The 26,126-nt window shown below is 65.9% G+C and carries 25 protein-coding genes; 16 read left to right on the top strand and 9 right to left on the bottom strand.

Features of this window, described 5'->3' with window-relative positions:
- The first annotated feature begins 74 nt into the window (after nucleotides 1–74).
- Entirely contained in the window at nucleotides 75–1,475 is a 1,401-nt protein-coding gene (locus QMG83_RS09520) for an MFS transporter (protein WP_349357751.1), read from the top strand.
- Here the strand turns inward: QMG83_RS09520 and QMG83_RS09515 are convergent.
- On the bottom strand, nucleotides 1,472–2,302 hold the full coding sequence (locus QMG83_RS09515; RefSeq protein WP_283505127.1) for a UbiA family prenyltransferase: 831 nt from the start codon (nucleotides 2,300–2,302) through the stop codon (nucleotides 1,472–1,474). The two genes, QMG83_RS09520 and QMG83_RS09515, sit on opposite strands and share 4 nt — an antisense overlap.
- Before the next feature lie 60 nt (nucleotides 2,303–2,362).
- Between QMG83_RS09515 and QMG83_RS09510 the strand changes: the two genes are divergently transcribed.
- Nucleotides 2,363–2,860 carry a hypothetical protein gene (locus QMG83_RS09510; RefSeq protein ID WP_283505126.1) on the top strand — a complete coding sequence of 166 codons (498 nt, stop codon included), beginning with the start codon at nucleotides 2,363–2,365 and terminating at the stop codon, nucleotides 2,858–2,860.
- A gap of 5 nt (nucleotides 2,861–2,865) precedes the next feature.
- The gene (locus QMG83_RS09505) at nucleotides 2,866–4,065 is read left to right on the top strand and encodes a glycoside hydrolase family 3 N-terminal domain-containing protein (protein ID WP_283505125.1); all 1,200 of its coding nucleotides are present in this window, start codon (nucleotides 2,866–2,868) and stop codon (nucleotides 4,063–4,065) included.
- Here QMG83_RS09505 and QMG83_RS09500 read toward each other — a convergent pair.
- Both QMG83_RS09500 and QMG83_RS09495 read right to left on the bottom strand, forming a co-directional pair.
- Complete coding sequence (locus tag QMG83_RS09500) at nucleotides 4,055–5,005, bottom strand: alpha/beta fold hydrolase (RefSeq protein WP_283505124.1); 951 nt, start codon at nucleotides 5,003–5,005, stop codon at nucleotides 4,055–4,057. The genes QMG83_RS09505 and QMG83_RS09500 overlap by 11 nt on opposite strands.
- Nucleotides 5,006–5,287: 282 nt before the next feature.
- On the bottom strand, nucleotides 5,288–7,090 hold the full coding sequence (locus QMG83_RS09495; protein ID WP_283505123.1) for a glycoside hydrolase family 15 protein: 1,803 nt from the start codon (nucleotides 7,088–7,090) through the stop codon (nucleotides 5,288–5,290).
- Between the two features lie 66 nt (nucleotides 7,091–7,156).
- Here QMG83_RS09495 and QMG83_RS09490 point away from each other — a divergent pair, with 66 nt between their 5' ends.
- Nucleotides 7,157–7,909, top strand: coding sequence for a dienelactone hydrolase family protein (locus tag QMG83_RS09490; protein ID WP_283505122.1), 753 nt, complete (start codon nucleotides 7,157–7,159; stop codon nucleotides 7,907–7,909).
- Here QMG83_RS09490 and QMG83_RS09485 read toward each other — a convergent pair.
- Together QMG83_RS09485 and QMG83_RS09480 are read right to left on the bottom strand one after the other, a co-directional pair.
- Complete coding sequence (locus QMG83_RS09485; RefSeq protein WP_283505121.1) at nucleotides 7,906–8,970, bottom strand: App1 family protein phosphatidate phosphatase; 1,065 nt, start codon at nucleotides 8,968–8,970, stop codon at nucleotides 7,906–7,908. The two genes, QMG83_RS09490 and QMG83_RS09485, sit on opposite strands and share 4 nt — an antisense overlap.
- 40 nt (nucleotides 8,971–9,010) lie before the next feature.
- A complete protein-coding gene (locus tag QMG83_RS09480) occupies nucleotides 9,011–9,742 on the bottom strand; it encodes an SOS response-associated peptidase (RefSeq protein ID WP_283505120.1) in 732 nt (243 codons plus the stop codon).
- Between the two features lie 123 nt (nucleotides 9,743–9,865).
- Here QMG83_RS09480 and QMG83_RS09475 point away from each other — a divergent pair, with 123 nt between their 5' ends.
- From QMG83_RS09475 to QMG83_RS09455, 5 genes are all read left to right on the top strand, one after another.
- Complete coding sequence (locus QMG83_RS09475) at nucleotides 9,866–10,510, top strand: TetR/AcrR family transcriptional regulator (protein ID WP_283505119.1); 645 nt, start codon at nucleotides 9,866–9,868, stop codon at nucleotides 10,508–10,510.
- Nucleotides 10,511–10,655: 145 nt separating this feature from the next.
- Nucleotides 10,656–11,480 carry an ABC transporter ATP-binding protein gene (locus QMG83_RS09470; protein ID WP_283505118.1) on the top strand — a complete coding sequence of 275 codons (825 nt, stop codon included), beginning with the start codon at nucleotides 10,656–10,658 and terminating at the stop codon, nucleotides 11,478–11,480.
- Nucleotides 11,477–12,163, top strand: coding sequence for an ABC transporter permease (locus tag QMG83_RS09465; protein ID WP_283505117.1), 687 nt, complete (start codon nucleotides 11,477–11,479; stop codon nucleotides 12,161–12,163). The genes QMG83_RS09470 and QMG83_RS09465 overlap by 4 nt, the downstream gene beginning before the upstream one ends.
- On the top strand, nucleotides 12,160–12,906 hold the full coding sequence (locus QMG83_RS09460; RefSeq protein ID WP_283505116.1) for an ABC transporter permease: 747 nt from the start codon (nucleotides 12,160–12,162) through the stop codon (nucleotides 12,904–12,906). The genes QMG83_RS09465 and QMG83_RS09460 overlap by 4 nt, the downstream gene beginning before the upstream one ends.
- A gap of 4 nt (nucleotides 12,907–12,910) precedes the next feature.
- Nucleotides 12,911–13,831, top strand: a complete 921-nt coding sequence (locus QMG83_RS09455) for an ABC transporter substrate-binding protein (RefSeq protein WP_283505115.1) — start codon at nucleotides 12,911–12,913, stop codon at nucleotides 13,829–13,831.
- Nucleotides 13,832–13,897: 66 nt separating this feature from the next.
- On the opposite strand, the gene QMG83_RS09450 is transcribed toward QMG83_RS09455, so the two are convergent.
- Entirely contained in the window at nucleotides 13,898–14,572 is a 675-nt protein-coding gene (locus QMG83_RS09450; RefSeq protein WP_283505550.1) for a DedA family protein, read from the bottom strand.
- A gap of 57 nt (nucleotides 14,573–14,629) precedes the next feature.
- Nucleotides 14,630–15,385 carry an aminotransferase class IV gene (locus QMG83_RS09445; RefSeq protein WP_283505114.1) on the bottom strand — a complete coding sequence of 252 codons (756 nt, stop codon included), beginning with the start codon at nucleotides 15,383–15,385 and terminating at the stop codon, nucleotides 14,630–14,632.
- Nucleotides 15,386–15,396: 11 nt separating this feature from the next.
- Here QMG83_RS09445 and QMG83_RS09440 point away from each other — a divergent pair, with 11 nt between their 5' ends.
- From QMG83_RS09440 to holA, 5 genes are all read left to right on the top strand, one after another.
- On the top strand, nucleotides 15,397–16,755 hold the full coding sequence (locus QMG83_RS09440) for an anthranilate synthase component I family protein (protein ID WP_283505113.1): 1,359 nt from the start codon (nucleotides 15,397–15,399) through the stop codon (nucleotides 16,753–16,755).
- An 83-nt stretch (nucleotides 16,756–16,838) separates the two neighbouring features.
- Nucleotides 16,839–19,430 (top strand): leucine--tRNA ligase, encoded by a 2,592-nt coding sequence (leuS, locus tag QMG83_RS09435; RefSeq protein ID WP_283505112.1) that lies wholly within the window; start codon nucleotides 16,839–16,841, stop codon nucleotides 19,428–19,430.
- 57 nt (nucleotides 19,431–19,487) lie between these two features.
- Nucleotides 19,488–20,087, top strand: coding sequence for a helix-hairpin-helix domain-containing protein (locus QMG83_RS09430; RefSeq protein ID WP_283505111.1), 600 nt, complete (start codon nucleotides 19,488–19,490; stop codon nucleotides 20,085–20,087).
- Nucleotides 20,084–22,339 carry a ComEC/Rec2 family competence protein gene (locus QMG83_RS09425; RefSeq protein WP_283505110.1) on the top strand — a complete coding sequence of 752 codons (2,256 nt, stop codon included), beginning with the start codon at nucleotides 20,084–20,086 and terminating at the stop codon, nucleotides 22,337–22,339. The genes QMG83_RS09430 and QMG83_RS09425 overlap by 4 nt, the downstream gene beginning before the upstream one ends.
- 40 nt (nucleotides 22,340–22,379) lie before the next feature.
- Nucleotides 22,380–23,378, top strand: a complete 999-nt coding sequence (gene holA / locus QMG83_RS09420) for a DNA polymerase III subunit delta (RefSeq protein ID WP_283505109.1) — start codon at nucleotides 22,380–22,382, stop codon at nucleotides 23,376–23,378.
- A gap of 62 nt (nucleotides 23,379–23,440) precedes the next feature.
- On the opposite strand, the gene rpsT is transcribed toward holA, so the two are convergent.
- The gene (gene rpsT / locus QMG83_RS09415; protein ID WP_283505108.1) at nucleotides 23,441–23,701 is read right to left on the bottom strand and encodes a 30S ribosomal protein S20; all 261 of its coding nucleotides are present in this window, start codon (nucleotides 23,699–23,701) and stop codon (nucleotides 23,441–23,443) included.
- Between the two features lie 148 nt (nucleotides 23,702–23,849).
- Nucleotides 23,850–24,557: an alpha/beta fold hydrolase gene (locus QMG83_RS09410; protein ID WP_283505107.1), complete on the bottom strand. Its 708-nt coding sequence runs from the start codon at nucleotides 24,555–24,557 to the stop codon at nucleotides 23,850–23,852.
- 25 nt (nucleotides 24,558–24,582) lie between these two features.
- Here QMG83_RS09410 and QMG83_RS09405 point away from each other — a divergent pair, with 25 nt between their 5' ends.
- A complete protein-coding gene (locus QMG83_RS09405) occupies nucleotides 24,583–25,734 on the top strand; it encodes a pyridoxal phosphate-dependent aminotransferase (protein WP_283505106.1) in 1,152 nt (383 codons plus the stop codon).
- Nucleotides 25,735–25,774: 40 nt separating this feature from the next.
- Complete coding sequence (locus QMG83_RS09400; RefSeq protein WP_283505105.1) at nucleotides 25,775–26,077, top strand: hypothetical protein; 303 nt, start codon at nucleotides 25,775–25,777, stop codon at nucleotides 26,075–26,077.
- Nucleotides 26,078–26,126: the final 49 nt, after the last annotated feature.

Raw genomic sequence — 26,126 nt, 5'->3', positions numbered from 1 at the left:
GCCCCCGCACACCGGTGCAATGCTCGCCGACCCAGATGCCGGGTAAACGTTGCTTCGGGGTGTTGAATAAAGCAGTGACATCAGCCACCGCCACTCGACAGTCGATGACCCGCGAACAGCGCCTCATCCTGATCATCGCCATCCTCGCCTCGTTCGTTGCGTTTCTCGACGGGTCGGTGATCAACGTCGCGCTGCCGAAGATCAGCGAGGAGCTTGGGGGAGGGCTGAGCACCCAGCAATGGGTGGTCGACGCCTACCTGATCACCCTCGGTTCGCTCATCCTGCTCGCGGGGTCTCTGTCAGACGTGTTTGGCCGAGTCGTCGTGCTCAGAACCGGCCTCATCGCTTTCGGGGTGGCCTCGGTGCTCATCGTGATCGCGCCAACTGCCGAACTGGTCATCGTGCTGCGGGCGCTGCAGGGCATCGCGGGCGCGTTGCTGGTGCCGAGTTCGCTGGCGCTCATCATCTCGACCTTCCGGGGTGCCGCGCAGGCGAAGGCGATCGGCACCTGGACGGCCTGGACCAGCGCATCGTTCCTGGCCGGGCCACTCATCGGCGGGCTCTTCGTCGACTACCTCTCGTGGCGCCTCGTCTTCGCCATCAACGTGCTTCCGATCGCCATCACGCTCGTGCTGCTCGTCGTGTTGAAGCACAAGGATGTCAGGGCCGAAGGAATCAGGGTCGACTTCATCGGGGCAGGGCTGGGGATACTCGGGCTCGGCGGGCCCGTCTTCGCCCTCATCGAGCAGGCCAACTTCGGCTGGGGCGATCCGAGGATCTTCCTGCCGGCCGGGCTTGGCGTGCTCTCGTTCGCCGCCTTCCTGTGGTGGGAATCGCGCGCGAAGTCGCCGATGTTGCCGCTCGGGATCTTCCGCAGCCGAAACTTCGCGTGGGGAAACCTCGCCACGCTGTTCATCTACGCGGCTCTGTCCATCGGTGGATTCATCGTGGTGATTTTCCTGCAGCAGGTCGCGGGTTACCCGGCCACGATCGCAGCGCTCGCGTTCCTGCCGGTATCGCTCGGCAACGTCTTCCTCTCCGGGTTGTTCGGTTCGCTCAGCGGAAAGTACGGGCCGCGCCTGTTCATGACGGTCGGCCCGATCCTGGCGGGGATCGGCTATTTGCTGCTGCTCACCATGGGCGAAACCGTGGACTACTGGTGGAACGTGCTGCCCGGAATCCTGGTCTTCGCGCTCGGCGTTTCGGTGACGGTGGCGCCGCTGACCTCGGCGATCCTCGGCTCGATTCCCGCGCAACAGGCCGGCATCGGTTCGGCCACCAACAACGCCGTCGCCCGAGTGGCAGGGCTCGTCGCCATCGCCATGGTCGGTGTGATCGTCGCTGGGGAGCTCGACGTCGAAAGCTTCCACCGCGTTCTCGTGGTTACGGCCGTGCTGCTCTTCCTGGGTGGGATCGCCTCGTTCTTCGGCATTCGCAATCCGACCAAGGCCGAGCGCGACGCCTCCAACGCCTAAGCCAGCAGCCGCTCGCCAGACAGCGCCAGCAGCAGCACGTTGACCAGGGCACCGGCGATGATCAGCCGGAAGATGAGCCTGGTGGGTTCGGCGCGCGCGAGCAGCACCGCGCACAGCGCCGCCAACGCGACACTGAGCGCCAACCCGACGTAGAGGAACGCTGGCCCTGGCCCCGGCCCCACCACAATGCTGGTGGATGCCGCAGCCAGAGATCCCGCAATGACAAACCCGCTCGTTCTGCGGCCCAGGCGGTGGGGCAGCCCCCGTACTCCGGTGGCCCTGTCGTCGTCGAGGTCGGGAAGCACGTTGGCGAAGTGCGCAGACACCCCCAAGAGGGACCCGGCGATCAGAGCCCACGGCGACGCGAGGGCCGGTTCGCTCCGAGCCAGCGTGACGATGAGCGGCAGCAGTCCGAAGCTCACCACGTACGGCAGCGCAGACAACCATGTCGACTTCAACCCGACGTTGTAGGCCCAGGCTGACCCGATGAAGGCTGCGTGGGCGACGGTTGCTGCGGGGCCGAGCAGCAGGGTGAGAGCAACGGCGGCGATCGCGGCGATTATTGCGGCGTTGCGGGCGACGGCGTCATCGAGCTGCCCCGCCGCGACGGGCTTGTCGGTGCGGGCGACGGCTCGGTCGCGGTCGGCGTCGATCCAATCGTTCGACAATCCCACCGACGCCTGCCCGAGCAGGAACGCGAGGCCGAGGACGAGCAGTTGGCCCGGCGAGAGGCCCACTCCGGCGCCGAGGATGACGGTAATCGCGGTGACCGCGACGGTTGGTCCCGGGTGCGTTGATCGCGCCAGCGCGCTCGCTGTGCGTAGCATCCTGTCATCGTATTCGTCCACGTGGGAGCCGACCGTCGCCGCGCGAGGTAGTTTGGTGTGATGCGCGCGCCACTCGATGAACAGGCCATGGCCGACCTGCTTCCAGGATCATGGATCGTTGCCGCGACAAATTTCCCCATGTGGCTGTCAGGGGAGCGGAACGAACCGCGCTTCGAATACGGTGTGCTGTCTCGCGACCCGCTCGTGCTGTCTGACGACATGGGCTACACGGAAGGCCGGGGCAAGCGAGCAGGTGCGCTCAAGCACATTCTCGGTCGCGACACGTTCGACGGGGAAGCGTTCGTCTGGCGGGGCGCCGGCCTGCTGAAGCTCATCACGAGCCGGTGGTACGTCGCAGGGGCCAGTGACGATGGCTCGATCGCTGCCATCCACTTCGCGAAGTCGCTCGGCAACCCGGCCGGCGTCGCCGTCATCGTGCGGGAGGGTTCGTCGGTGCCCGAGATCAGGGCCATCATCGCGCATTCCACCGAAGACTATGGGCTCACCCCCGAGCAGTTCGCCTCCCTCAGCTGGCTCGGCTCAAGCGCCACAGGGTAAGAGCCATGATGCGAGCCTCGCGATGGCGTGCCCTGGGTGTCTCGGCGGCGTTGCTGCTGGTCACCCCGCTATTCGCCGGATGCTCGGCATCGCCAGACCCAACTCCAGCGCCCGTGTCGACGCCGAGACCGACACCTCCTCCCGTCGACCCGATACAGCAATACGCGGATGATCGACTCAGCACCATGACTCTCGACGAGAAGATCGAGTCGATGATCATGGCGCACCAGGGTGGCCTCGACGGCGCGGGTAACGCACAGTACGCCGCCGGCAACGGTCTTGGCGGGCTCATCCTGATGGGCGACAACATCCCGGAGGGGCCCGAAGCTCTCGCGGCAATGACCTCCGTGATGGCGGGCGAGGACGGATTGCCCCTGCTTCTGGCGATCGACCAGGAGGGCGGAATTGTGCGCCGCATCCAGTCAGACACTGCGCCATCCGCCATCGAATTGCGCAACCTGCCGCCGGCGGAGGCCGAGAGGGCCTTCGCGGCGCGCGGCGCACTGCTCGAGTCTTCGGGAATTTCTGTGAACTTCGGCATCGTTGCCGACGTGGTGGGCGACCCCGGATCGTTTCTCTTCGACCGTTCGCTGGGGTCGAACGCTCAGGATGCCGGGGCACGGGTGGCGGCGGCCGTCGCCGGTGAGCGTGGCGAGGTGCTGTCGACGCTCAAGCACTTCCCGGGCCACGGTGCAGCGCCCGGTGACTCGCACTCGAGTGTGCCGCAGACCGGGTTGTCGCTTCAGCAGTGGCAGGACGAGCATGCGTCCCCCTTCCAGGCCGGGGTCGACGCTGGCGCCGAGCTGGTGATGTTCGGCCATCTCCAGTTCGATGCCGTCGACGCGGTTCCTGCGACCTTGTCATCGCGTTGGCACGAGATTCTGAGCGACGAGCTCGGCTTCGATGGCATCACCATCACCGACGATATGAACATGCTCGAAAATTCGGGCCGGCCCGAATATGCGGATCAGGCGCAGAACGCGGTGATGGCGGTCGAAGCCGGCAACACGATGCTCCTGTACGTGCAGCAGGTCGATATCCCCGCCGTTGTCGCGGCCGTGCATGCGGCCGTGGATGCCGGGACCATTCCGGCCGCGACTATCGACTCGGCCGCCCACAAGCTGCTCGTGACTCGCCGTACGCTGTCGGGCGAAACCGGCCGATTCGTGCGCTGCCTCGCGGAGTGCCAGGCGATCATCGAGTAGCGATGATCGCGGCGAGCACCGCGTCCGGCCTCTCGACGTTCGCGAAGTGGCCACAGTCGGCGATCACCTGGGTGCGCGACGCCGGAAGCAGCCGTGTGAGCCGCTCCAGGTCGGAGTCCCGCACGAAGACATCCCGATCGCCCTTGAGTGCCGTGACCGGGCAGGCGATGGATGCCCAAACGCCGTTGGGGCCGTAATCCCGGGTCATGGACACCGCGGCTAGGAATGCTCGAGGCCGAACCTCGCGCGACAGGGCATCGATCACGCTCGCGTCGATGCGGAACGGTCGCCGAAACAGGGGAAACGCCGCGGCACGCAGGAGGCCCACGTCACGCATGCCTCGCACGAGCGCCAGGCCGGCGGTTCCGAGGGCAGAGAGCACCGCCATGACGCGCCAAAGCATGACGAACCCGGGAACGGCGCGGAAGTTTCGCACCGGGTGCCTGACGCTGTCGATGACCGACCAGGTCGTGCCAGACACCGACACCACCGAGAGCACTTCCTCGGGCCAGCGCGCCGCCATGTGCATGGCGATGAACCCTCCCATCGAATGGCCCACGATGTGCCATCGCGTGTAACCGAGGTGGAGCGCGGCGGCACGTATCAGCTCACAGACGGCGTCGATTGATGTGGCATCCGACGTCTCGTTGAGGGTGCCGGCACCCCAGCCCGGCAGGTCTAAGAGCACCGGATCGGGCAGCGCGTCACCGGTGTCGAGGGCAGCGAGCAGCAGGGGGGTCCACGTGCTCCAGGAACCGGCGGCACCGTGCAGGAACAGGGTTGCCTGCTCTGACTCCCGCTCGGGCAGGTGCCGCGCGACTATGACACCTGGCTCTCCCCGGACGGCAGTGCGCTCAAGGCGGAAGACCGCCTCATCGTCGACCAGAGGGTGCGGGGCATAGCGGCCCGCGGTCGGGAGAGAAGTGCGAACGGGAAGCATGGTGGTACTTCGTAGCGCCGGGCTTTCGCGACGGGAATTGTGGCCGCCCAGCGCTCGATCCTCGTCGGCGGGGCAGCTGGTGGGCGGGTAAGCGAACCACCAAATGCCACTGCGCCAACGAGGATCACGAGCACGGGTCGAGCATGTGCTGTGTTCCATGAGGGGGGGTCAGGAACCAGATCCGTCGGGTTCGGATCTGAGCTTGCGATGTCCTCCAAAGGGAGGACACACCGGCCAGCGATCAAAAAGTATCAGTGCGCTGGCGCAGCGTCAAGTTCGACGCTACGGCGTGTCTCGCTTCGTGGCTCTGGCGATTGCATCAGCCGCTCGCACGAGGGTGAGGTGGGTCAGCGCCTGGGGAGTGTTGCCCGCCTGTCGCATGTTGCCCACGTCGTATTCCTCGCTGAGAAGTCCCACATCGTTGGAGAACGATACGAGCCGTGTCATCAGTGCCCTGGCATCGTCGAGACGATTCGACATGGCATATTGCTCAACCAGCCAGAACGAACATGCGAGGAACGGATGCTCGCCGGCGGGCAGCCCGTCAACGCCGGTCTCACTGCGATACCTCAGCAGCAATCCACCTTCGAGCAGTTCGGCCTCGATCGCGGCAACGGTGCCGAGCATGCGCGGATCGTCGGCGGCGATGTAGCCGACCTGCGCAAGCTGCAGCAGGGAGGCATCCACCCCCGCGCTGCCGTAAAACTGCGTGTAGGTGTTGCGCTTCTTGTCGAAACCATTCGACTCTATTTCGTCCCTGATCTGTTCTCGCAGCTTCTGCCAACGCTGCACGGGGCCGCTGAGCCCGAAGTCGTTCACGGCGGAGATCGCGCAATCGAGCGCAGCCCACAGCATTACTCGCGCGTGTGTGAAGTTGCGCTCGGGACCGCGGATTTCCCAGATGCCGTGATCCGGGCGTTGCCAGTTTTCTTCGACGTAACTCATCAGCGCTCGCTGAACGGGCCAGGAGAAGTCGGGTTCGTCATTTCCGAGCCGTCTGGCCGCCTGCAGCGCGACCATTACCTCGCCGAAGACGTCGCCCTGATACTGGGTGAATGCCCCGTTTCCCACCCGCACGGGTTCGGCGCCCTGATAACCGGGCAGGCTCGGAACCTCCCACTCGGGCAGCCGCCGTTCACCAGCCAGCCCGTACATGATTTGCACATCCGCTGGGTCGCCGGCGATTGCCCGCAGCAGCCAGTTGCGCCACGTGTCGGCCTCTCCCACGAAGCCGTGATCGAGCAGCACGTGCAGAGTGAGCGACGCGTCGCGAAGCCAGACGTAGCGGTAGTCCCAGTTGCGAGAGCCGCCAAAGCTTTCCGGAAGGCTGGTGGTCGCCGCGGCCACGATGCCGCCGGTGTCTTCGTGGGTGAGCGCTCGCAGCACAAGCAGCGACCGGCGCACCGCGTCGGGGAATTCCGTGGAAGTGGATCCTCCCGAGGTCCATTTTTGCCACCACGCGTTCGTCTCCTTGATCCGTCTGGTGACTCTCATGGCGGTGGGTGGCTCTCGGTGTGAGGGATACCACGTCAGGGTCTGGTCGACGGTTTCCCCCGCATTGACGGTGAACTGCGCGGCGTGATTGTGGTCTTCCGCGTGCAGCTTCGGGCCGCGAATGACTATCGCATCGGGGCCGGCGACGGCGAGAAGCTCGTGGTGCCCCATGTCGGGGGTCTGCCGAATCCACGGGATGGCGTTGGCGTAGTCGAACCTGAACCTCAGGTCGACATGCATCACGACCGACCCGCTGATTCCTTTGACCCTCCTCACAATGTCGGCGCGACGATTTCCGACGGGCATCAGGTCGGTCACCTGCACCTCGCCCGTGGGGGTGACCCACCGGGTAACGAGGGTGAACGTGTTTTTGATGTAGCGCCGTGTTGCCGTGACTCCGTGATGTCCGTGGATCGTCGCGTATGGGGCTATCAGCCATCGCCCGTGGTTCTCGTCGCCGAGCAGCGCGCCGAAGACGGAGGGGGAGTCGTAGCGCGGAAAGCAGAGCCAGTCGATGCTGCCGTCGCGGCCCACGAGCGCGGCGGTGTGGGTGTCTCCGATGACTGCATAGTCCTCAATGGCCAGGGGCATCTTTCCATCATGGCACTGGGCACAGTTTTATCAGCGCGCACCGCTCGGGCAGTGGTTCACTTGACTATGTCTCGCGGCCCCGCAATCGTCACCGATATTGTCATCGACCAGAAGCCGGATGGCGCCAGCCCGGTCCTCAAGGCGGTGCTGGGCGTACCGGCGGGCGTCGGACCGTGGCCGGCGGTGGTGGTCGTCCACGAAGCCTTCGGTGTTGAGAGCGAGATGCGCAAGCAGGTGGCCCACCTGGCATCCCTCGGGTATCTGGCCGTCATGCCCGACCTGTACAGCGACGGTGGGGCGCGACGGTGCCTCGTTGCGACGATGAGGGCGATGCGCAGCGGCACCGGTCGCGCGTATGCAGACATCGAGGCGGCGCGGCAGTGGATTCTCGCCAGACCCGACGCGCTCGGCACCGTCGGCGTGCTCGGGTTTTGCATGGGCGGCGGCTTTGCGCTCATGACGGCCTCGTCGTCGGGGTTCGACGCCGCCGCCAGCAATTACGGCATGCTGCCGCGTGATCCCGATGACGCCCTCAGCCAGGCATGTCCCGTCGTCGGAAGCTACGGTGCGAAGGATGCCAGCCTGAAGGGGGCCACCGCGGCCCTCGAGAAGACCCTCACCCGCCACGGTGTCATCCACGACCTCAAGGAGTATCCGGGCGTTGGTCACGCTTTCATGAATTCGGCAGCAACCGGTCCCGCTCTGTTCCGACCACTTGCCCGCGTGATCAACATGAAGCCGGCACCGGATGCCGCGGCTGACGCCTGGGCGCGCATCGACTCGTTCTTTCGCGAGCACCTGCAGTCGCTGAAGTCTTAGAAGTCCTTGGGCGCATCCACCAGCAGGCCGGCCGCGGATAGCTCGGCCGCGAGTCCGGCGCCATCCTGAGCGTAGAACCAGCGCGCGTTGGAGTTGAGTTCGCGCTCGGCCGCCGTGCTGCGTCCGCCAGCGAGCACCGCTTCGCCTGTCGACAGCTGCCGGATCGCGACCCCGGCGACGTTGTCCGGATGCGCCGCGGCGAACTCGCCGTACAGCCCTTCGTCGTGCTGGCCATCGTCGCCGATGAGCAACCATTTCACGCTGGGGAACTCCTCGGCGAGTCTGGCGAGGCTGGAGCGTTTGTGGTCCTGGCCGCTGCGGAACCAACGATCGTGGGTCGGCCCCCAGTCGGTCAGCAGGATCGGCCCGGCCGGATAGAGGTTCCTGCTGAGGAAGCGAGTGAGCGTCGGAGCCACATTCCACGCCCCTGTGGAGAGGTAGATCACCGGCGGGGCCGGCCGCATGCGTGCCAGCCGGTCGTAGAGCACTGCCATACCCGCGACGGGCGTTCGCGCGTGCTCGTCGAGCACGAAGGTGTTCCAGGCAGCGAGAAAGGGTCGGGGGAGCGCTGTGACCATGACGGTGTCGTCAATGTCGGAGATGATTCCGAACCTCGCGCGCGGGTCGAGCACGAAGACGGGCGCGGTCACCGACTCGGTGTCTGCGGCATCGAGAGTTACCTCCTGCCAGCCCAGGGGCAGTCGGGCGTCGAGGCGCACGTCGACGATTCCACCGCGGGTGGGCCGAACGGCGTGCTCGACTCCGCCCACAACGACCGTCACATCGATGTCTTCGACGGGGATGCTGAAAAAGCTGCGCCAGCCGCGAACCTTGTCGGCGCGCTGTTTTGCCGCCTCTGTCGGCCGGGCGAGCACGACGCGGCACAGAATGCGAGCCCATTCGGTTGTGCCGTACCCGGCATACGGAACGATGGTGGTGACGAGCCCTCTTTTGCGTCCGCGGCGTTCGCGCCAGCGATGGAACGTGTCTTCGACGCGGGCTGCGCGGTGCAGAATCTGCCCCGCCGGGTCCGAAGCGGGCGTCGTCGCTGGGGATGCCATGACTCCAGCCTAATCTCGCGCGACGGGCCAGCCGTCGCGCTCAGGCGGCGTTGACCGGTTCGATCAGCGACGGCCCCGAGCTTCGAACGTTGCCGACGGCCCTGTCCACCTCATGGAATTCGGCGAACTCGGCCACCTCGGCGCCCCCGGCCGAGATCTCGTCCAGCAGCTCCTCGGATCCTTCCGTGTGCGGATCCAGCCACTCGTCCAGCAGCCCGGGGGAGAGAAAGACGGGCATCCTGTCATGGATGCCGGCCAGCTCACCGGTGGCATCCCGGGTGAGGATCGAGGTCGACAGCATCCACTTGTCTGGTGAGTCGTCAGCGGCGGCCGGGTCGCGCCACCACTCGTAGAGACCGGCGAAGACCATCAGCTCGCCTTCGGGCAGGTGGATGAAGTGCGGGGTCTTGACGCCGTCGATCGTCTTCCACTCGTAATAGCCGGTCGCGGGGATGACGGCCCGGCGCTTCTTGACGGCGGTGGCAAAGGTCGATTTCTCGGCGGCGGTTTCGATGCGGGCGTTGATCGCACTCGCGCCGGACTTTGGGTCTTTCGACCAGACCGGGACAAGTCCCCATCGCGCGGCTTCGATCCTGCGCACGGGTTCGTCGTCGGGCGCGGCGCCTTTGCCGATGGTGTCAATCACGATGCTCACCCGGTCTGTGGGGGCGATGTTGAACGACGGCTCAGGAAGACCTGGGGCGACCAGATCTATGTCGAACATCTCGACGAGGTCTGCTGTTGCTCCGGCAACCACGAATCTTCCGCACATGAATCCATTGTGCCAGCGCTGCTATCGCCGTGTGGGGCCCGGGAATTCATAGAAACTTGCGGTATAACCGAAAGGCGCGTCGGGGCGCGCAGTACACTTTTTGCAGAAGAGATGAGGAAAGCTGTGCAAGCACAGGAGATCCACAACGCCGAGGATCACGTGAGTGGGCTGCGCAACGAGCCGGTACAGGCCCGCAGTACCGCCCGGTTGACCGCTCTGCTCGACGCCGCCGCTGTCGTCGTCGACGAGATCGGATTCGAGAGACTCACCACCGCCATGGTCGCGGAACGCGCCGGTGCCTCCATCGGAACGGTTTATCGCTACTTCCCCGACCGCATCGCACTGTTGCAGGCGCTCGCCGCGCGCAACATGACGCGCATTCTCGCGAGGGTGAGCGAAGAAATTTCGGACGAACGTCACGCCACCTGGGGGGATGCAACCTCGGCAGCTTTCGACGCATTCATCGAGGCGTATCGGTCCGAGCCGTCGTTCCGGGGGCTGCGATACGGTGACGTTCTCGACCTGCGCCCAGCCGCGAACGAGCACACGTTCAACTCGATCATTGCCAACCGACTGCTTGACAACATCCAGTCTCGGTTCGGCTTTGCCGACGGCCCTGAGGTGCGGTTCGCCTTCGAGACTGCGATAGAGGTCTCGGATGCCCTGTCAACGAGGGCTTTCGCGCGCGACCCGCAGGGTGATCCGGCGTTCCTCAAGGCCGCTCACGACCTCGCCGTCGGAATCCTCGAGCCACACATGAAGGCATAGCGCCGGCAGGATCACCGCCCCCTGGCGGGTTGTCAAGGGGTCGTAACATTTCGACGATCGAATATGTCGAGGGCTCCGCGTACTGTTAGCTGGACGTACTGGCAAGTGTCGATCCGTGCTGCCGCACGAGGAATGAGCCCCGTCGATGATCGAATTTCGTGGAGTCTCCAAACGTTTCCCCGATGGAACCGTCGCGGTAGACGACTTCAATCTCGTCATACCCTCACGCAAGACGACGGTGCTGGTGGGCTCGTCGGGCAGCGGCAAGACCACGCTGTTGCGGATGATCAATCGCATGGTCGACCCCACCGCGGGCGTCATCGAGATCGACGGCGACAGCATCCTTGATCGAGACCCGGTGGCGCTGAGGCGCAGCATCGGGTACGTCATGCAGAACTCCGGATTGCTGCCGCACTTCAAGGTCATCGACAACGTTGCGACGGTACCCACGCTCAACGGCGTTCCTCGTCGGAAAGCCCGCGAAGACGCCCTCGAACTGCTCGACACCGTGGGCCTCGACAGGTCGGTGGCGAACCGCTACCCCAACCAGCTCTCTGGCGGACAGCAGCAGCGGGTGGGGGTCGCACGCGGGCTCGCCGCGAACCCCAACATTTTGCTCATGGATGAACCGTTCGGCGCGGTGGATCCCATCGTTCGGGCCGAGCTGCAGCAGGAAACGAGTCGGCTCCAGCGCGATCTCGACAAGACCGTCGTGTTCGTCACCCACGACATCGACGAGGCTTTCCTTCTGGGCGACCAGGTGGTGATTCTGGAAAAGGGCGCAAAGATCGCCCAGATCGGCAGCCCGCGCGAAATTATGGCCAATCCGGCGAATGATTTCGTCGCGAGCTTCATCGGAGCCGACAAGGGCAAGCGCTCCCTGACGATCCACAAGACCGAGCACGGCTCGATCCTCGTGGATAGTGAGGGCAGGCCGCAGGGCGTCCTGACAGGCGGACCGGGGGAGTGAACTGGGTCGTCGACAACCTCGACCTCATCGCCCAGCTGACACTTGAGCACCTGAAGCTCAGCATCCCGCCGATCATCATCGGGCTGATCATCGCGCTGCCGCTCGGATACCTGGCGTATCGGTTCAAGCTCACCCGCGGGCTGCTGCTCACGCTCGCCGGTCTGCTCTACACGATCCCGTCGCTGGCACTGTTGCCGATTTTGCCGACGATTTTCGGCACGAGCTTTCTCAGCCCGCTGAACCTGACCATCGCCCTGACCATCTATGCGGTGGCCATCATGGCGAGAGCCATCGCAGACGCGCTGCAATCGGTCGACCCGGCGGTGCGGCAGGCGGCCACGGCCATGGGCTATGGCTCATGGCGTCGATTCTGGACCGTGGAGCTTCCCCTTGCCGGGCCGGTCATCCTCGCCGGATTGAGGGTCACGGCCGTCAGCACCATCAGCCTCGCGACCGTCGGCATCCTCATCGGCGTGCAGAGCCTCGGCTACCTCTTCACCAACGGCCTGCAGCGCAGGATCGTGCCAGAGATTCTTTCTGGCCTGGTGATGGTGGTCGTCATCGCGCTGCTGATCGACTTCCTGCTGGCCCGCGCGGGCCGCGCACTCATGCCGTGGGCACCCCGCACACCAATGCGAGCCGAGGTCAAGCAGCTCGCCGCCGCAGGGGGGAGCCCAGAATGAACCTCCTCGCCGAAGCCTTCGCCTGGATCTTCTCGCCGGACCGCCTCACCGGGTCGTCGCCACTACCCGCGGCCATCGGCCTGCACCTGTACTACACGTTCATCTCCGTACTTATCGCGAGCCTGATCGCCGTTCCGCTGGGCTTCTACATTGGACACACGGGCAAGGGGCGTAACGCCGCTATCGCCATCTCCGGCGCGGCGAGGGCCGTGCCATCCTTTGGTCTGATCCTGCTGCTGGTGCTCGTGATGGGCGTCACCCAGAAGCCGCTCGCCGCGACAGTCGCCTTCGTGCTGCTCGGGATTCCGTCGATCCTGGCCGGGGCCTATGCCGGGTTGGAGGCGATCGATCGCAGAACCATCGATGCGGCGCGCGCGGTGGGAATGACGGAGTGGCAGATCCTGTTGCAGGTTGAGGTGCCACTCGGGCTGCCACTGCTCATCGGAGGAATTCGTGCGGGTGCGCTGCAGATCGTCGCGACCGTCGTTTTGGCGGCCTACGTCACGCTCGGTGGCCTCGGCACGTACATCATCCAGGGCATTCCCCTCAGCAGGTACGACATGATTCTCGGGTCCGCGATCGTCATCGTGGCGCTGGCGCTCGCCCTCGACGGACTCTTCGCCCTGTTGCAGCGATTCGTTGTCCCGCGTGGTGTCACCGCGGGGCTCACTCAGGACATCCGCACGACGTCATCCCGACGCCGCGCGGTGGTGGGATCTTCCCTCCAAGAAGGAAAAGGATAAAGAAATGTTCACAGCTAAGAACAAGGGCCGGCTCGCCATTGGCGCGGTCGCGGTCGGGGTGGCATTGGCCCTGTCAGGGTGCGCATCGGGTGATCCATTGGACTCCGGCACAGGATCGGATTCAACCGGTGACAGCGAGACCATCACCGTCGGATCGCAGGCCTACTACTCCAACGAGATCATCGCCGAGATCTACGCTCAGGCCCTCGAGAACGCCGGATTCACCGTTGACCGACAGTTCAATATCGGTCAGCGTGACGCCTACCTCCCGTCCCTCGAAAACGGCGACGTCGACCTCTTCCCCGAATACACGGGCAACCTCCTCCAGTTCTACGACGCCGAGACCACGGCGACGACCTCCGACGACGTCTATGCCGCCCTTGCTGGCGCGCTGCCCGATGGCCTCACGGTGCTCGACCAGGCGTCAGCGACCGACGAGGACTCGTACAACGTGACGGCGAAGTTTGCCGCAGACAACAACCTGAAGAGCCTCGCCGACCTGAAGAACGTCTCCACGGCTCTCACCCTCGGCGGCAACGCCGAGCTCGAGGAGCGTCCGTATGGTCCGGCCGGGCTACTTTCGACCTACGGTGCAACCGTGGGCTTCTCCGCCACGGGTGACACCACTGTCGAAGACCTGGTTGCTGGCACCGTCAACATTGCCAACGTCTACAGTGCGGATCCCCGCATCCAGACAGAGGATCTTGTGACGCTCGATGACCCCGAAGGTCTCTTCCTCGCCTCGAATGTCGTGCCGCTGGTAAATGCCGACATCGCGGATTCGATCGCGGATGTCATCAACGCGGTGCAGGCCAAGCTAACCGCGGAAGGCCTGGTGGCTCTGAACGTCGAGTCGACCGTCGACCAGAAGTCGTCTGCCGACATCGCGACGAAGTGGCTGACCGACAACAACCTCCTGAAGTAACACCACGACAAAACGGGGGCGGATGCTGCGGCATCCGCCCCCGTTTTCGTACCCAGTGACGCTTGATCAGTCGTCTTCAATCGTGTTCGCGTCACCGTCACCCGGCATGGCCATATGCCTGGCCTCGTTGCGTTCGACGACCTTCTTGATGACGACGACGAGGATCGAGAAGAGCACGACGATGCCGACGAACAGGTAGCCCGCGTAATGCAGCCGGTTGATCAGGGCGGTGAAGCTGTCGGCCGCGAACGTGCCGACTGAGACATAGGCGAAGCTCCAGATCGTCGACGCCGGAAAAGTCCAGGCCAGGAATTTGCGGTAGCTCATGGTGCTCATGCCGACGGTGAGCGGCACGAGGGCGTGCAGCACGGGCAGGAACCTCGAGATGAAGACGGCGATGCCGCCCCGACGGTCGATGTAGTTCTCGGCTCGCACCCAATTGCCTTCGCCGAGTCGACGCCCGAGCCAGGATGCTCTGATCCGGGGGCCGAAGAAGCGACCGAGCAGGAACCCGATGCTTTCGCCGCAGAGCGCCCCGATGATCACGGCGATCGCGAGCGCGAAATACTCCACCGGCCCGCCCGTGGCTGTGGCGGCGACCACCACGATCGTGTCGCCCGGAATGATGAGGCCGATGAAAATCGAGGTCTCCAGCAGGATCCCGATGCCCGCGAGGATGACGCGAAGCACGGGGTCCACCGACTGGACGACCGAGAGAATCCACATCACCCAGCCGTTCAGCAGGTCTCCGAACCCCTCGATGGGGTTGGTGGCAGCCGAAACGACCTCAAGCATGAGCTAGATGGCCCTGCGTAGCGCGTCGAGTCGAGCCCGCCAGGTGGCCAGGCGTCCCGGTTTCTCGGCGAGTTCGGGGCCGTCGACCCATCCCGTGGCGATCCTGATGCCGTGCAGGGCGCTCAGCGCCCACAACTCGGTACCGTCGAGCTCGAGGGGGGTCACGGCTTCCTCGTGAGTGTCGAGCCCCAGCGCGGCGGCGAGGGTGAGCGCGCTTCGGGTGGTGACGCTGTTGATGCGCGGCAGATCTGCGGGAGGCCCGCACAGGATGTCGCCGCGCCACCACAGCAGTCCGGAATACGCGCCCTCGACGACATAGCCGTCCTCGGAGAGGATGACGGCCTCGGTGGCACCCAGCGGCTGCACCGCGGTGCGGATGCGCAGCATCGCCGCCAGATCGGGCCCCTTCACGGTCGGCTGGGTGCGGGGGTCTGGGCCGGTCCACGTCGCCAGCACGGCGGAGCGCTGACGCTCGGGGGCCGGGCGCAGTCGAAACAGCAACCGGCCGTCTGAGTGCTTCTCGACCCGGGGAAACCAATCGCCCTGTGACGGAATCGCAGCGATCGCGGCATCCCAGAATTCTTCAGCGTCGGGGGCGGTGTGCAGGAATCGCTCGCGGTGCAGGCCAATGCCGAGCGCCCGTCCATTGCTGACGAGCCAGGAGTCCGCGGCCACGTTCGTGGAATCGGTCATGTCACATTCGCCGCCGAGCGCGTGAAGCTCGCCGTCATTCCACAGGAAGATCGACGCGACACTCATAGTCTTAGGTTATGCCCCGCGTGCTGTGTGCTCCCCTTGGAAAGTGGGTCGATCCTGCCGCCGCCTACCTGGCTCTGTGCGGCGATTCGGAGGCCGCATTCTGGCTCGACAGCGGTCCGGGTGCCACCACCGGGATGAGCTATCTTGGCGTGGCCTCGACGGTCGTGACCGAATTTGATGGTGCGGTTCTCGACTGGCTTCGTGACGCGCTGGCGGCTGAGCAACTCGACACGTCCGAGGCGCCCCCCGGCTTCGCGCTCGGCTGGGTCGGGTGGCTCGGGTACGAGGTGCGCGCAGAGACGATGGGAACGCCGGCGGATCGTGTATCGCGGTATCCGGATGCCGCGTGGCTGAGGATCGAGCGTGCGCTGGCGTTCGACCACTCGACTGGGGTGGTCACGGCGATGGCGCTCGATGACATCCAGGCGTGGCGTGACGACGCGCTCGCCGCACTGGCGGCCGGGCCGAGGCCGACCGGGGCATCCGCTCCGGTCGAGCGGACCCAGCCGGTGACGACGTGGGCGCACACCGACGAGGAATACCTCGACATGATCGCGGCCAGCCAGAAGGCGATCGTCGATGGCGACGCGTACCTGCTGTGCCTCACCACCGAAGTCAGCGTCGACGTCACCCCAGACCCCGTCGCGACCTACCTCGCGCTGCGCGAATCGAGCCCCACCCACCACGGTGCCCTGCTGCGGGCGGGCGCGGTGTCGCTGTTGAGTGCCAGCCCCGAACAATTTTTGACGGTGTCGCCGGCGGGCCTCGTGACCACCAGCCCGATCAAGGGAACCCGGCCGCGGGGCACCACCGAGGCACGCGACTGGCGGCTTCGCGCCGAACTGAAAGACAGCGTGAAGGAACGCGCGGAGAACGTCATGATCGTCGACCTGATGCGCAACGACATCGGCAGGGTCTCAATCTCGGGAAGTGTCGGCGTCGATCGGCTGCTCGACGTGGAAAGCTATGCGCAGGTGCACCAGCTCGTGAGCACCGTCAGCGGTGAGCTCGCGGAAGGGCTGACCAGCATCGACGCGATCGCGGCCTGCTTTCCGGCCGGGTCGATGACGGGAGCCCCGAAACTTTCGGCGACGAGAATCCTCGATCGACTCGAACAGCGCCCGCGCGGAATCTACGCTGGCGCCTTCGGCTACATCGGCTTCGACGGGGCGGTCGACCTGGCGATGGTCATCCGGTCAATCGTCATCGACAGCGAGGGTTCGACGATCGGCACCGGCGGTGGAATCACTGCGCTGTCCATCCCCAAGGAAGAGTTGGCCGAGACAAAACTGAAGGCAGCAGCGTTGTTGACGGCGCTCGGGGTGGCGTCTCCCGCGCTCGAACCCGACGCTTCGACTCACAACGGGTAACCTTGACCGGGTCGTTCGCGCTGCCGCGACCGCCCGCGATCAACGGCGATCGTCACCCAGCCCCAAAATGAAGTGAGAAGCAAGTGACTGAGCCCCGCGACACGGACCACCGCGACGAGCGTGACGACACCCACGGCTACAACATTGCGGCCATCGAGGCCAAATGGCAGCCGGTCTGGGACAAACTCAAGCCATTTGCGACGGATGACCCGGCCGACAAGCGGCCGCGCAAGTACATCCTCGACATGTTCCCGTACCCGTCGGGCGACCTGCACATGGGCCACGCCGAGGCGTACGCCTTCGGCGACATCGCGGCCCGATACTGGCGCCAGCGTGGATTCAACGTCCTGCACCCGATCGGCTGGGACTCGTTCGGCCTGCCCGCGGAGAACGCGGCAATCGAGCGCGGCATCGACCCCGTCGGCTGGACCTACGACAACATCGCGCAGCAGAAGGCGAGCATGCGCCGCTACGGTGTCTCGTTCGACTGGAGCCGGGTGCTGCACACCAGCGACCCCGAGTACTACAAGTGGACCCAGTGGCTGTTCCTGAAGCTCTACGAGAAGGGTCTCGCCTACCGCAAAGAGAGCTGGGTGAACTGGGACCCGAAAGACCAGACCGTTCTCGCCAACGAGCAGGTGCTTCCGGATGGCACGTCAGAGCGCTCCGGTGCCGTCGTCGTCAAGAAGAAGCTGACGCAGTGGTACTTCAAGATCACCGACTACGCCGACCGGCTGCTCGATGACCTGAACCAGCTCGAGGGCTCGTGGCCCTCAAAGGTGCTGTCGATGCAGCGCAATTGGATCGGACGATCCATCGGCGCCGACGTCGACTTCGAGATCGAGGGCAGGGACGGCAAACTCACGGTCTTCACGACCCGCCCCGACACCCTCCACGGCGTGACGTTCATGGTCGTCGCCCCCGACTCCGATCTGGCGGCCGAACTCGCCGCAGGCTCAACCCCCGAGGTGCAGGCAGCATTCAAGGCCTACCTGGCGCAGGCGCAGAAGAACACCGAGATCGAGCGTCAGGATGCGACCCGCGAGAAGACGGGCATCCCGCTCGAGCGTTTCGCGATCAACCCGGCCACGGGCGAGCGCATCCCGATCTGGACGGCTGACTACGTGTTGGCTGACTACGGCCACGGCGCCGTCATGTCGGTGCCGGCGCATGACCAGCGCGACCTCGACTTCGCCATCAAGTTCGACCTGCCCGTGCGGGTCGTGCTTGACGTCAACGCTCCCATGACCGGCGCGATCCCCGTGCTCGAGCTCGACGAGAACGGCATGGCGATCCTGCCGGATGACCTTCCGCCGCTCGACCCCACCGCCACCGGGAAGGCGCTTGTCGGCGACGGGCGCATGATCAATTCCGGCCCCCTCGACGGCCTGAGCAAGAGCAACGCGATCAAGAAGATCATCGAGCAGCTCGAAAAGGCTGGCACCGGCCGCGCCGCGAAGACCTACAGGTTGCGCGACTGGCTGATCTCACGCCAGCGCTTCTGGGGCACGCCCATCCCGATCATCCACGGCGACGACGGTGAGCTCATGGCCGTGCCGTTCGACCAGCTGCCAGTGGTGCTGCCGCCGACCGATGGGCTCGACCTCAAGCCGAAGGGCCAGTCACCGCTCGCCGCAGCGGAAGACTGGATCACCGTGCCAGACCCGCGCGACGGCCGCCCGGCACTGCGCGACGCCGACACGATGGACACCTTCGTTGACAGCTCGTGGTACTTCCTGCGGTTCCTGTCTGCGAACGACCCGGACAAGGCTTTCGACATCGCGGAGGCCGAAAAATGGGCACCGGTCGACCAGTACGTCGGGGGCGTCGAGCACGCCATCCTGCACCTGCTGTATGCCCGTTTCATCACCAAGGTGCTCTTCGACCTCGGATATGTGAGCTTCACCGAGCCCTTCAGCGCGCTGCTCAACCAGGGCATGGTGCTCTCTGAGGGCAAGAAGATGTCGAAGCGCAGCCCCAAGGGCACGACGTTCACTGCGGAGGTGGATAAGCACGGCGCCGACGCGCTGCGTCTCACGCTCGCGTTTGCTGGCCCACCAGAAGACAACATCAACTGGGAGGACGTCTCGCCCGCGGCGTCGGCGAAGTTCCTGGCGCGTGCGTTCCGTCTTGCCACCGACGTGACGAGCGCTCCCGAGATCGAATGGAAGACGGGGGATGCGGCACTCCGCCGCCAGACCCACCGCTTCCTCGCCGACGGCCCTGCTCTGGCAGAGACCCTCAAGTTCAACGTGCTGGTTGCTCGCATCATGGAGCTGACCAACGCCACTCGCAAGGTGATCGACACCGGAGCGGGCGGCGGGGATGCGGCCGTGCGTGAAGCAGTCGAGATCATCACCATCGCGCTCAGCATGTTCGCACCGTTCACCGCTGAGGAGATGTGGGAGAAGCTGGGTTACAAGCCGACCGTGGCCCTGGCAGGCTGGCGCAAGCCAGACCCGTCGCTGCTGGTCGAGGAGTCGGTGACTGCCATCATCCAGGTCGACGGCAAGGTGCGCGACCGCATCGAGGTGGCGCCGAAGATCTCGAGCAGTGAGCTCGAAGCGTTGGCACGGGCATCCGTGGCCGTCGCTCGCGCGACAGCCGACCGCGAGATCGTCAACGTGATCGTGCGTGCGCCTCGACTCGTCAACATCGCCACGAAGCCGGCGTAGTCCACGGGCAGTGACACTGCTCTGCGAGTGACGGGAGCATCCGCGTAGGTTTCCTGCGTGGATGAGATCCCGGAGCCGCGACGGGCACGCCTGCGCGTCACAGTGGGTGCCGTGGTGGTGCTCGTGCTGGTCGCGCTCGGGTGTGCGGTGCTCGTGGCAGCGCTGGGTGACCACGGGAGCACGTCCGACGTCGTCCGCAGCACCCCGTCCGCAACGCCCGGTGCCTCGACGGGTGGCGCGATCTTCGTACACATTCTCGGGGCGGTCGAGCGTCCCGGTCTGTATTCGCTCTCAGAGGGCGACCGCGCCATCGACGCGGTCGCGGCGGCCGGCGGCTTCCTCGAGACCGCCGATCAGCGCCAGCTGAACCTGGCGCGATTCGTCGTGGACGGCGAGCAGATCGTGGTGCCGATCGTCGGGGAGATTCCCGATGCCGCGCCTGGAAGCCCGGGCGCAGCATCCGGCGGCAAGGTCAACATCAACACCGCGGATGAGGCCGCTCTCGACACGCTTCCACAAGTCGGCCCGGCGATGGCCGCGCGCATCATCGCCTATCGCACCGCGAATGGCAGGTTCACGGCGATCGAAGACCTCATGAACGTGACGGGAGTGGGAGCAAAGACGTTCGAAGGCATGCGTGACCTGGTCACGGTGTGAGAGTCGATCTTCGGCTGGCGATCCCCGCAGCCGCGGGCTGGGTGGCCGCAGCGATCGTCGTGGGGGTGCCGTTCGCGGCAACTCCGGCACTCGTCCTGGCGTGGATCGCCGCCGGCGTTCTCGTGCTGGTGCGTCCACGCGTGGCGCTGGCTGCTGCTGCTGTCGCCCTCTGCTGCACGTCGATCGCGCTGCAGGCGCCCGCGCGCCATCCACAGGTGCTGATGGATGCCGCGAGCCAGCACCGCACGGTGACCGCCGTGGCCACCACCACCCAGACGGCGTTCCCAGGCCGCGGCTCGTTCGAGGTGCGGTTCGAGTCCGTGGCGCAGACCGTCGTGTCTGTGCCGGTTCTCGTGTACGGCGACGGCCTCGCTGAGCGTCTCGGCATCGGCACCCGGATCACACTGGCGGGGTACGTGGTGGCCACGGAGGCTGGCGATGATCGTGCGTTCATCATCTTTCCGGATGACCCACCCACCGTGATCGAGTCGCCGCCCTGGTACCTCGACTGGGCGAACGAGCTGCGCGCCGGGTTTCTGCGGGCGACGCAGGAACTTCCCGGAGACGGTGGTGACCTGCTGGCGGGCCTCGCCATCGGCGACACCTCCGCGGTCTCCGATGATCTCGACTCGGCGATGAAATCGAGTTCGCTCAGCCACCTGACCGCCGTCTCCGGGGCGAACTGTGCGATCGTGATCGGGCTGATGATGCTCGCGGGTGCGGCGCTCGGGCTGCCTCGCTGGCTGCGGATCGGCGTCTCGATCGCAACGCTGATCGGATTCGTGGTGTTGGTCACTCCCGAGCCGAGTGTGCTGCGTGCCGCGTTGATGGCCGCGCTCGTACTTCTGGCGCTGTCGGGCGGCAGACCAGTGCAGGGGCTGCCCATCCTCTCGCTCGCCACAATGTCGCTGCTGGTGCTCGACCCGTGGCTCGCACGAAATTACGGTTTCGTTCTGTCGGTGCTCGCCACGGCCGGGCTGCTGCTGCTTGCCGGGCCGCTCGCGGGTGTGCTCGGCCGCTGGTTGCCCCGCTGGCTCGCGTTGGTGATCGCGGTTCCGGTCGCGGCCCAACTCGCCTGCCAACCGGTCATCGTGCTGCTCAACGCATCGTTGCCGGCCTACGGGGTCGTCGCCAACATCCTGGCGGCGCCAGCGGCACCGATCGCGACAGTCGTGGGTCTCGCCGCCTGCGTTCTGCTGGCGCTCGTTCCGCCCCTGGGGACGCTGTTGTGTCTGCTCGCCTGGGTTCCCTCCTTCTGGATCGCGGCAGTCGCGTCGTTCTTCGCGGGGGCTCCGGGAGCGCAGCTGCCATGGCCGGCGGGCGCCGGGGGAGTCGCACTCCTGGTTGCCGTCAGCGCGTTGGCAGTGGGGGCGGTGGTCGGCAGTCGCCGCTGGCGGCGGTGGGCAGCCGCCGCGCTCATCCTGATCATGGTGGGGTACGTCGGCGTGGCTGCCGGCGGTCGGATCGGGCAGCAGCTTGGTCGGCCCGCAGAGTGGCAGATCGCAGGGTGCGATGTGGGGCAGGGTGATGCCTTCGTTGTGCGCAGCGCCGGTGTCGTTGCGCTCATCGACACCGGCCCCGATGAACAACTTCTCGCCGCGTGTCTCGCCGACCTCGGCATCGATCGGATCGACCTGCTGGTGCTCACCCACTACGACCACGATCATGTCGGGGGAGTAAGTGCCGTGCTCGGGCGCGTCGATCGAGCCCTGGTCGGCCCGGTGGGCAGGCCGGGCGACGACGACATCGTCGCGGATCTTCGCGCGGCGGGCGCCGACGTGCAGCAGGTCGCGAGGGGTCCGAGCGGAATGCTGGGCGAGCTCCGCTGGCACGTGCTGTGGCCGCCCGTACGCCTGGCGGGAATCGAACCCGGCAACTCCGCCAGCGTCACGGTCGAGTTCGAACCCGTCGGCGACTGTCTCGCCGGATGTTTCAGCTCGATATTTCTGGGGGATCTCGGCGAGAGTGCGCAGGACCGGCTGCTGGCTGCGAACCCGCTCGGTGAGGTCGACGTCGTCAAGGTGAGCCACCACGGGTCTGCCGACCAGAGTGTGCGGATGTATGAGCGACTCCACGCCGTGGTCGGGCTCATCGGTGTCGGCGCTGACAACGGCTACGGGCATCCGACCGAGAAGCTTCTCGACCTGCTGACGAGTACCGACACCGCGGCGGTGCGAACGGACAATGCCGGGCTCATTTTGCTGTTGCCGGGTGGGGAGGGGGGCGCGGTGACGGTCTGGACCGAACGCTGACCCGTGCCGCGGTGTCGGGTGCGCGCAATAGGCTTGCCGGGTGGCAGCCTCCAAAGTCTCGATACCTCAGCTCGCCTTCAACAAGGTGCGTCCGGCGCCGGTGGTTCTCGTCAGCGGCACCGAGGGGTTTCTGGCCGATCGTGCGATCCGCACCCTGCGTGAGCTGCTGAAGGCCGAAGACCCGAGCCTCGAGATCCATGATCTGGAGGCCGACCAGTACTCGCCCGGCGAGCTGATCACCCTCGCCAGCCCCTCGCTGTTCAACGAGCCCAGGCTGATCAGGGTGGTGAACGTCGAGAAGTGCACCGATGCCTTCATCACCGAAACGATCGCCTACCTCGCAAGCCCTGCCGACTCCACGTACGTGGTGCTGCGGCACGCTGGCGGCGTCCGGGGCAAGAAACTGCTCGACGCCATCCGCGGCGGGGCAGGTGGCGGCATCGAGATCACCTGTCTTGAGCTGAAGAAAGAAACAGAGAAGACAGAGTTTGCCGCCTCGGAGTTTGCCTCGGCAGGCCGGCGGGTGACGGGTGGGGCCATCCGGGCGCTCGTGTCTGCCTTCTCTGACGATCTGGCCGAGCTCGCGTCGGCCTGCCAGCAGCTGCTCGCCGACGATGGCGACGAGATCACCGAGGCGACGGTGGAGCGGTACTACTCCGGCCGTGTCGAGACCAACGCATTCAAGGTGGCGGATGCCGCGATCGCTGGCCGCACCGGCGAGGCACTGGTGCTCCTGCGCCACGCGCTGTCGTCCGGAGCCGACCCGGTGCCGATCGTCGCCGCCTTCGCGTCCAAAATCCGCACGATGGCGAAGATCTCGGGCACCAACGGTCCGGCCGGCCAGCTCGCCTCAAAGCTGGGCATCGCCCCCTGGCAGATCGACAGGGCCCGCCGCGACCTTCAGGGCTGGAACGACGAGGGGCTCGGCCACTGCATCGAGGCCATCGCAGCAACGGATGCCCAGATCAAGGGCCTCGGCCGCGACCCAGTGTTCGCGCTCGAGCGCATGGTCACCGTGATCGCTGGTCGCGGCTACTAGCCGCGCCCCGCGAACGCAAAATGCCCCCGCCGTGAGGCGAGGGCATTCAGTGAAGATGTGGGTTACAGCGAAGCAACCTGCTTGGCGATGGCCGACTTCTTGTTCGCAGCCTGGTTCTTGTGGATGACGCCCTTGGCGGCAGCCTTGTCGAGCTTCTTGCCGGCAACGACGAGCAATGCGGCTGCAGCGGCCTTGTCGCCGGTGGCGATGGCGGTGCGGGCGGCACGGACAGCAGTCTTGACCTCGCTCTTGACGGCGCGGTTACGGTCCTGCGACTTCTTGTTGGTCAGGATGCGCTTGATCTGCGACTTGATGTTTGCCACGTTGTTGTACCTTCTCGTTCGTTGAGTGTTTATGGGCAGCCGAGGGAAGTCTGTCATCCTAAGACAGCAGAACCTGCTCGATCCCGGCTGCGTTCGCATGGTCGAAGACCAGCGCAAGCCAAAGAGCAACAATACCAGCGCGGTGGAGCTATGGCAATTGCGCCAGCGTGTCCAGCAGTATCCGCGTGAATTCGGTCGGTTTCGTGACCGACACCATGTGGGTTGCCCCGGGCACGTGAAGCAGCCGCGCGTTGGGCGCCGCGGCGAGGTAACGGCGTTCCTGAAGCCTGAAGTGGTCGAGCGTTCCGTTCACCAGGGTGACGGGCACGTCGATGCGCTGCAGCGATGTGACCGGATGCAGCGCCCGAAGCTCGCGCAGCGCATCGTCCATCACCTCGAGTGCAACGCCGCCGCGCAGCACATCGTCGGAGTACGCCGGATCTTTCACCACCGCGCGCACGGCCCAGTTGTTGAGCGCGAGCCCGCGGTCGGGCAGGCGATGGATGACGCGCGCAGCAACCCTCCACGCGTCGAGCACGACGCGGCTCGGCTGGGTGCCGCAGCTCGCCGCGATGAGTCCGACGATCGGGCGCGCGCCGCTTCCCGCGTAGTGGATGGACGTGTACCCGCCGAGCGAGAACCCGCACAGCAGGGTGGGGTGCGCGGCCGAGTCCACGGCCGCCGCGATGGTGTCGACGGCGGAAGCCAGCGTGAAGCGGGTGTCCATCCGGGTGCCGTGCCCCGGGAGGTCGACGGCGATGGCCTGGTGTCCTGCGGCCTCGAGCGCCTCGACCTGGGCGCGCCACATCGTTGCGGAGGTGCGGAGTCCGTGCACGAGCACGACGCTGAAGACCATGCTTCGAGCGTAATAGCCTGTGTCCATGCCTTCGATTGCCGCCCACATCACCGCAGTTCCCGGCAGCGGTATCCGCCGCATCCACGAGATCGCTCTCACGATGGATGAGGTGATCTCGCTCGCCGTGGGGGAGCCCGACGTTGCCGTCGCGCCTCACATCGCCGACGCGGCCACGGATGCCTGGCGCCGGGATGCCACCAACTACACGGCCAACGGCGGCATCGCACCGCTGCGGCGCGCGATCGTCGAGAAGCTGGCTCGCGACAATGACGTTCACGTCGACACCGAGCAGGTGTGGGTCACGGTGGGCGCAACCCAGGGGCTGCATCAGGCGATGGCGATAACGCTCGCGCCGGGCGACGAGGTTCTGCTGCCAAACCCCGGCTACACAACCTTCACCATGAACGCCCACATGCTGGGGGCCACGGCCGTGCCGTACCCGTTGCGGGCGGATGCCGGGTTCATGCCGGATATCGCCGAGCTTGAGACTCTGGTCACCGACCGTTCGCGCGTGCTGATTGTCAATTCCCCGTCCAACCCGCTGGGCACGGTGTTCCCCCGGGAGTTGCTTCAGCAGCTGCTCGACTTTGCGAAACGCCACGACCTGTGGGTGATCAGCGACGAGGTGTACGAGGCTTTCACCTGGACCGAACCGCACGTGAGCATGGCGAGCCTCGACAACGACGACCGGGTGTTCTCGGTCTTCTCCCTGTCGAAGACCTATGCCATGACCGGTGTCAGGATCGGCTACCTCGTGACGCCACCTGGGTTGGCGCAGACCATGCGCACAGTCCAGGAGGCCTCGATCAGTTGCGCAAGCGAGCCCGGACAGTTCGCCAGCGTCGCCGCGATCACGGGTTCACAGCAGGCCGTGACGGATGCCCGTGAGCACTACCGCAGCAACCTCGCCGCCGCGACCGCGCTGCTCGACAGCCGCGGCATCCGGTACCTGACGCCCGGGGGAACCTTCTACCTCTGGATCGACATGAGCCACATCACAGAGGGGGATGTCGCGACCTGGGCGGAGGACTTCCTCAGGAGCGACCGTGTCGCCGTCGCGCCCGGCAGTGCCTTTGGCCGGTCTGGTGAGGGATGGATCAGGGTGAGCCTGGCCTCCGAGCTGACGCCGCTGCTCGAGGGGTTGGGGCGGCTGCCCTCTCCCATTTCCGGGGGTTAGCCGGATACCTCCGCGAGAGCCGTCTCCCTAGCCTCTAACTATGGAAACCCTCACCAACTCCCCGGAAACCTCGACCACCCCCACCCCGGTCGTCCAGTCGAACACCCTGGCGATCGTCAGCTTCGTCCTCGGCCTCTCATCGATCCTCACGGGCTTCCAGGTCGTACTGGGCGCCGCGGCGGTGGTGCTGGGCATCCTGTCCCTGCGCAGGGAAGCAGTGGGCGGAAAATTCGCGATCTGGGGCATCGTCACGGGATCGCTCAGCGTGGCGGGACTGCTCGGGACAGGCCTGCTGGCGCTGCTCTTCATCCCGTTCGCGGCCACCGGAATCCTCTTCTGGTGAGAGTTCACCGCCAGAGTCCGTAAACTTGTGGGCGGCCTCATCCGGCCGT

This window comes from Salinibacterium sp. G-O1 (genome assembly GCF_030063305.1).
Taxonomy (GTDB): Bacteria; Actinomycetota; Actinomycetes; order Actinomycetales; family Microbacteriaceae; genus Rhodoglobus.
This window is presented reverse-complemented; position numbering and strand designations above follow the sequence as displayed.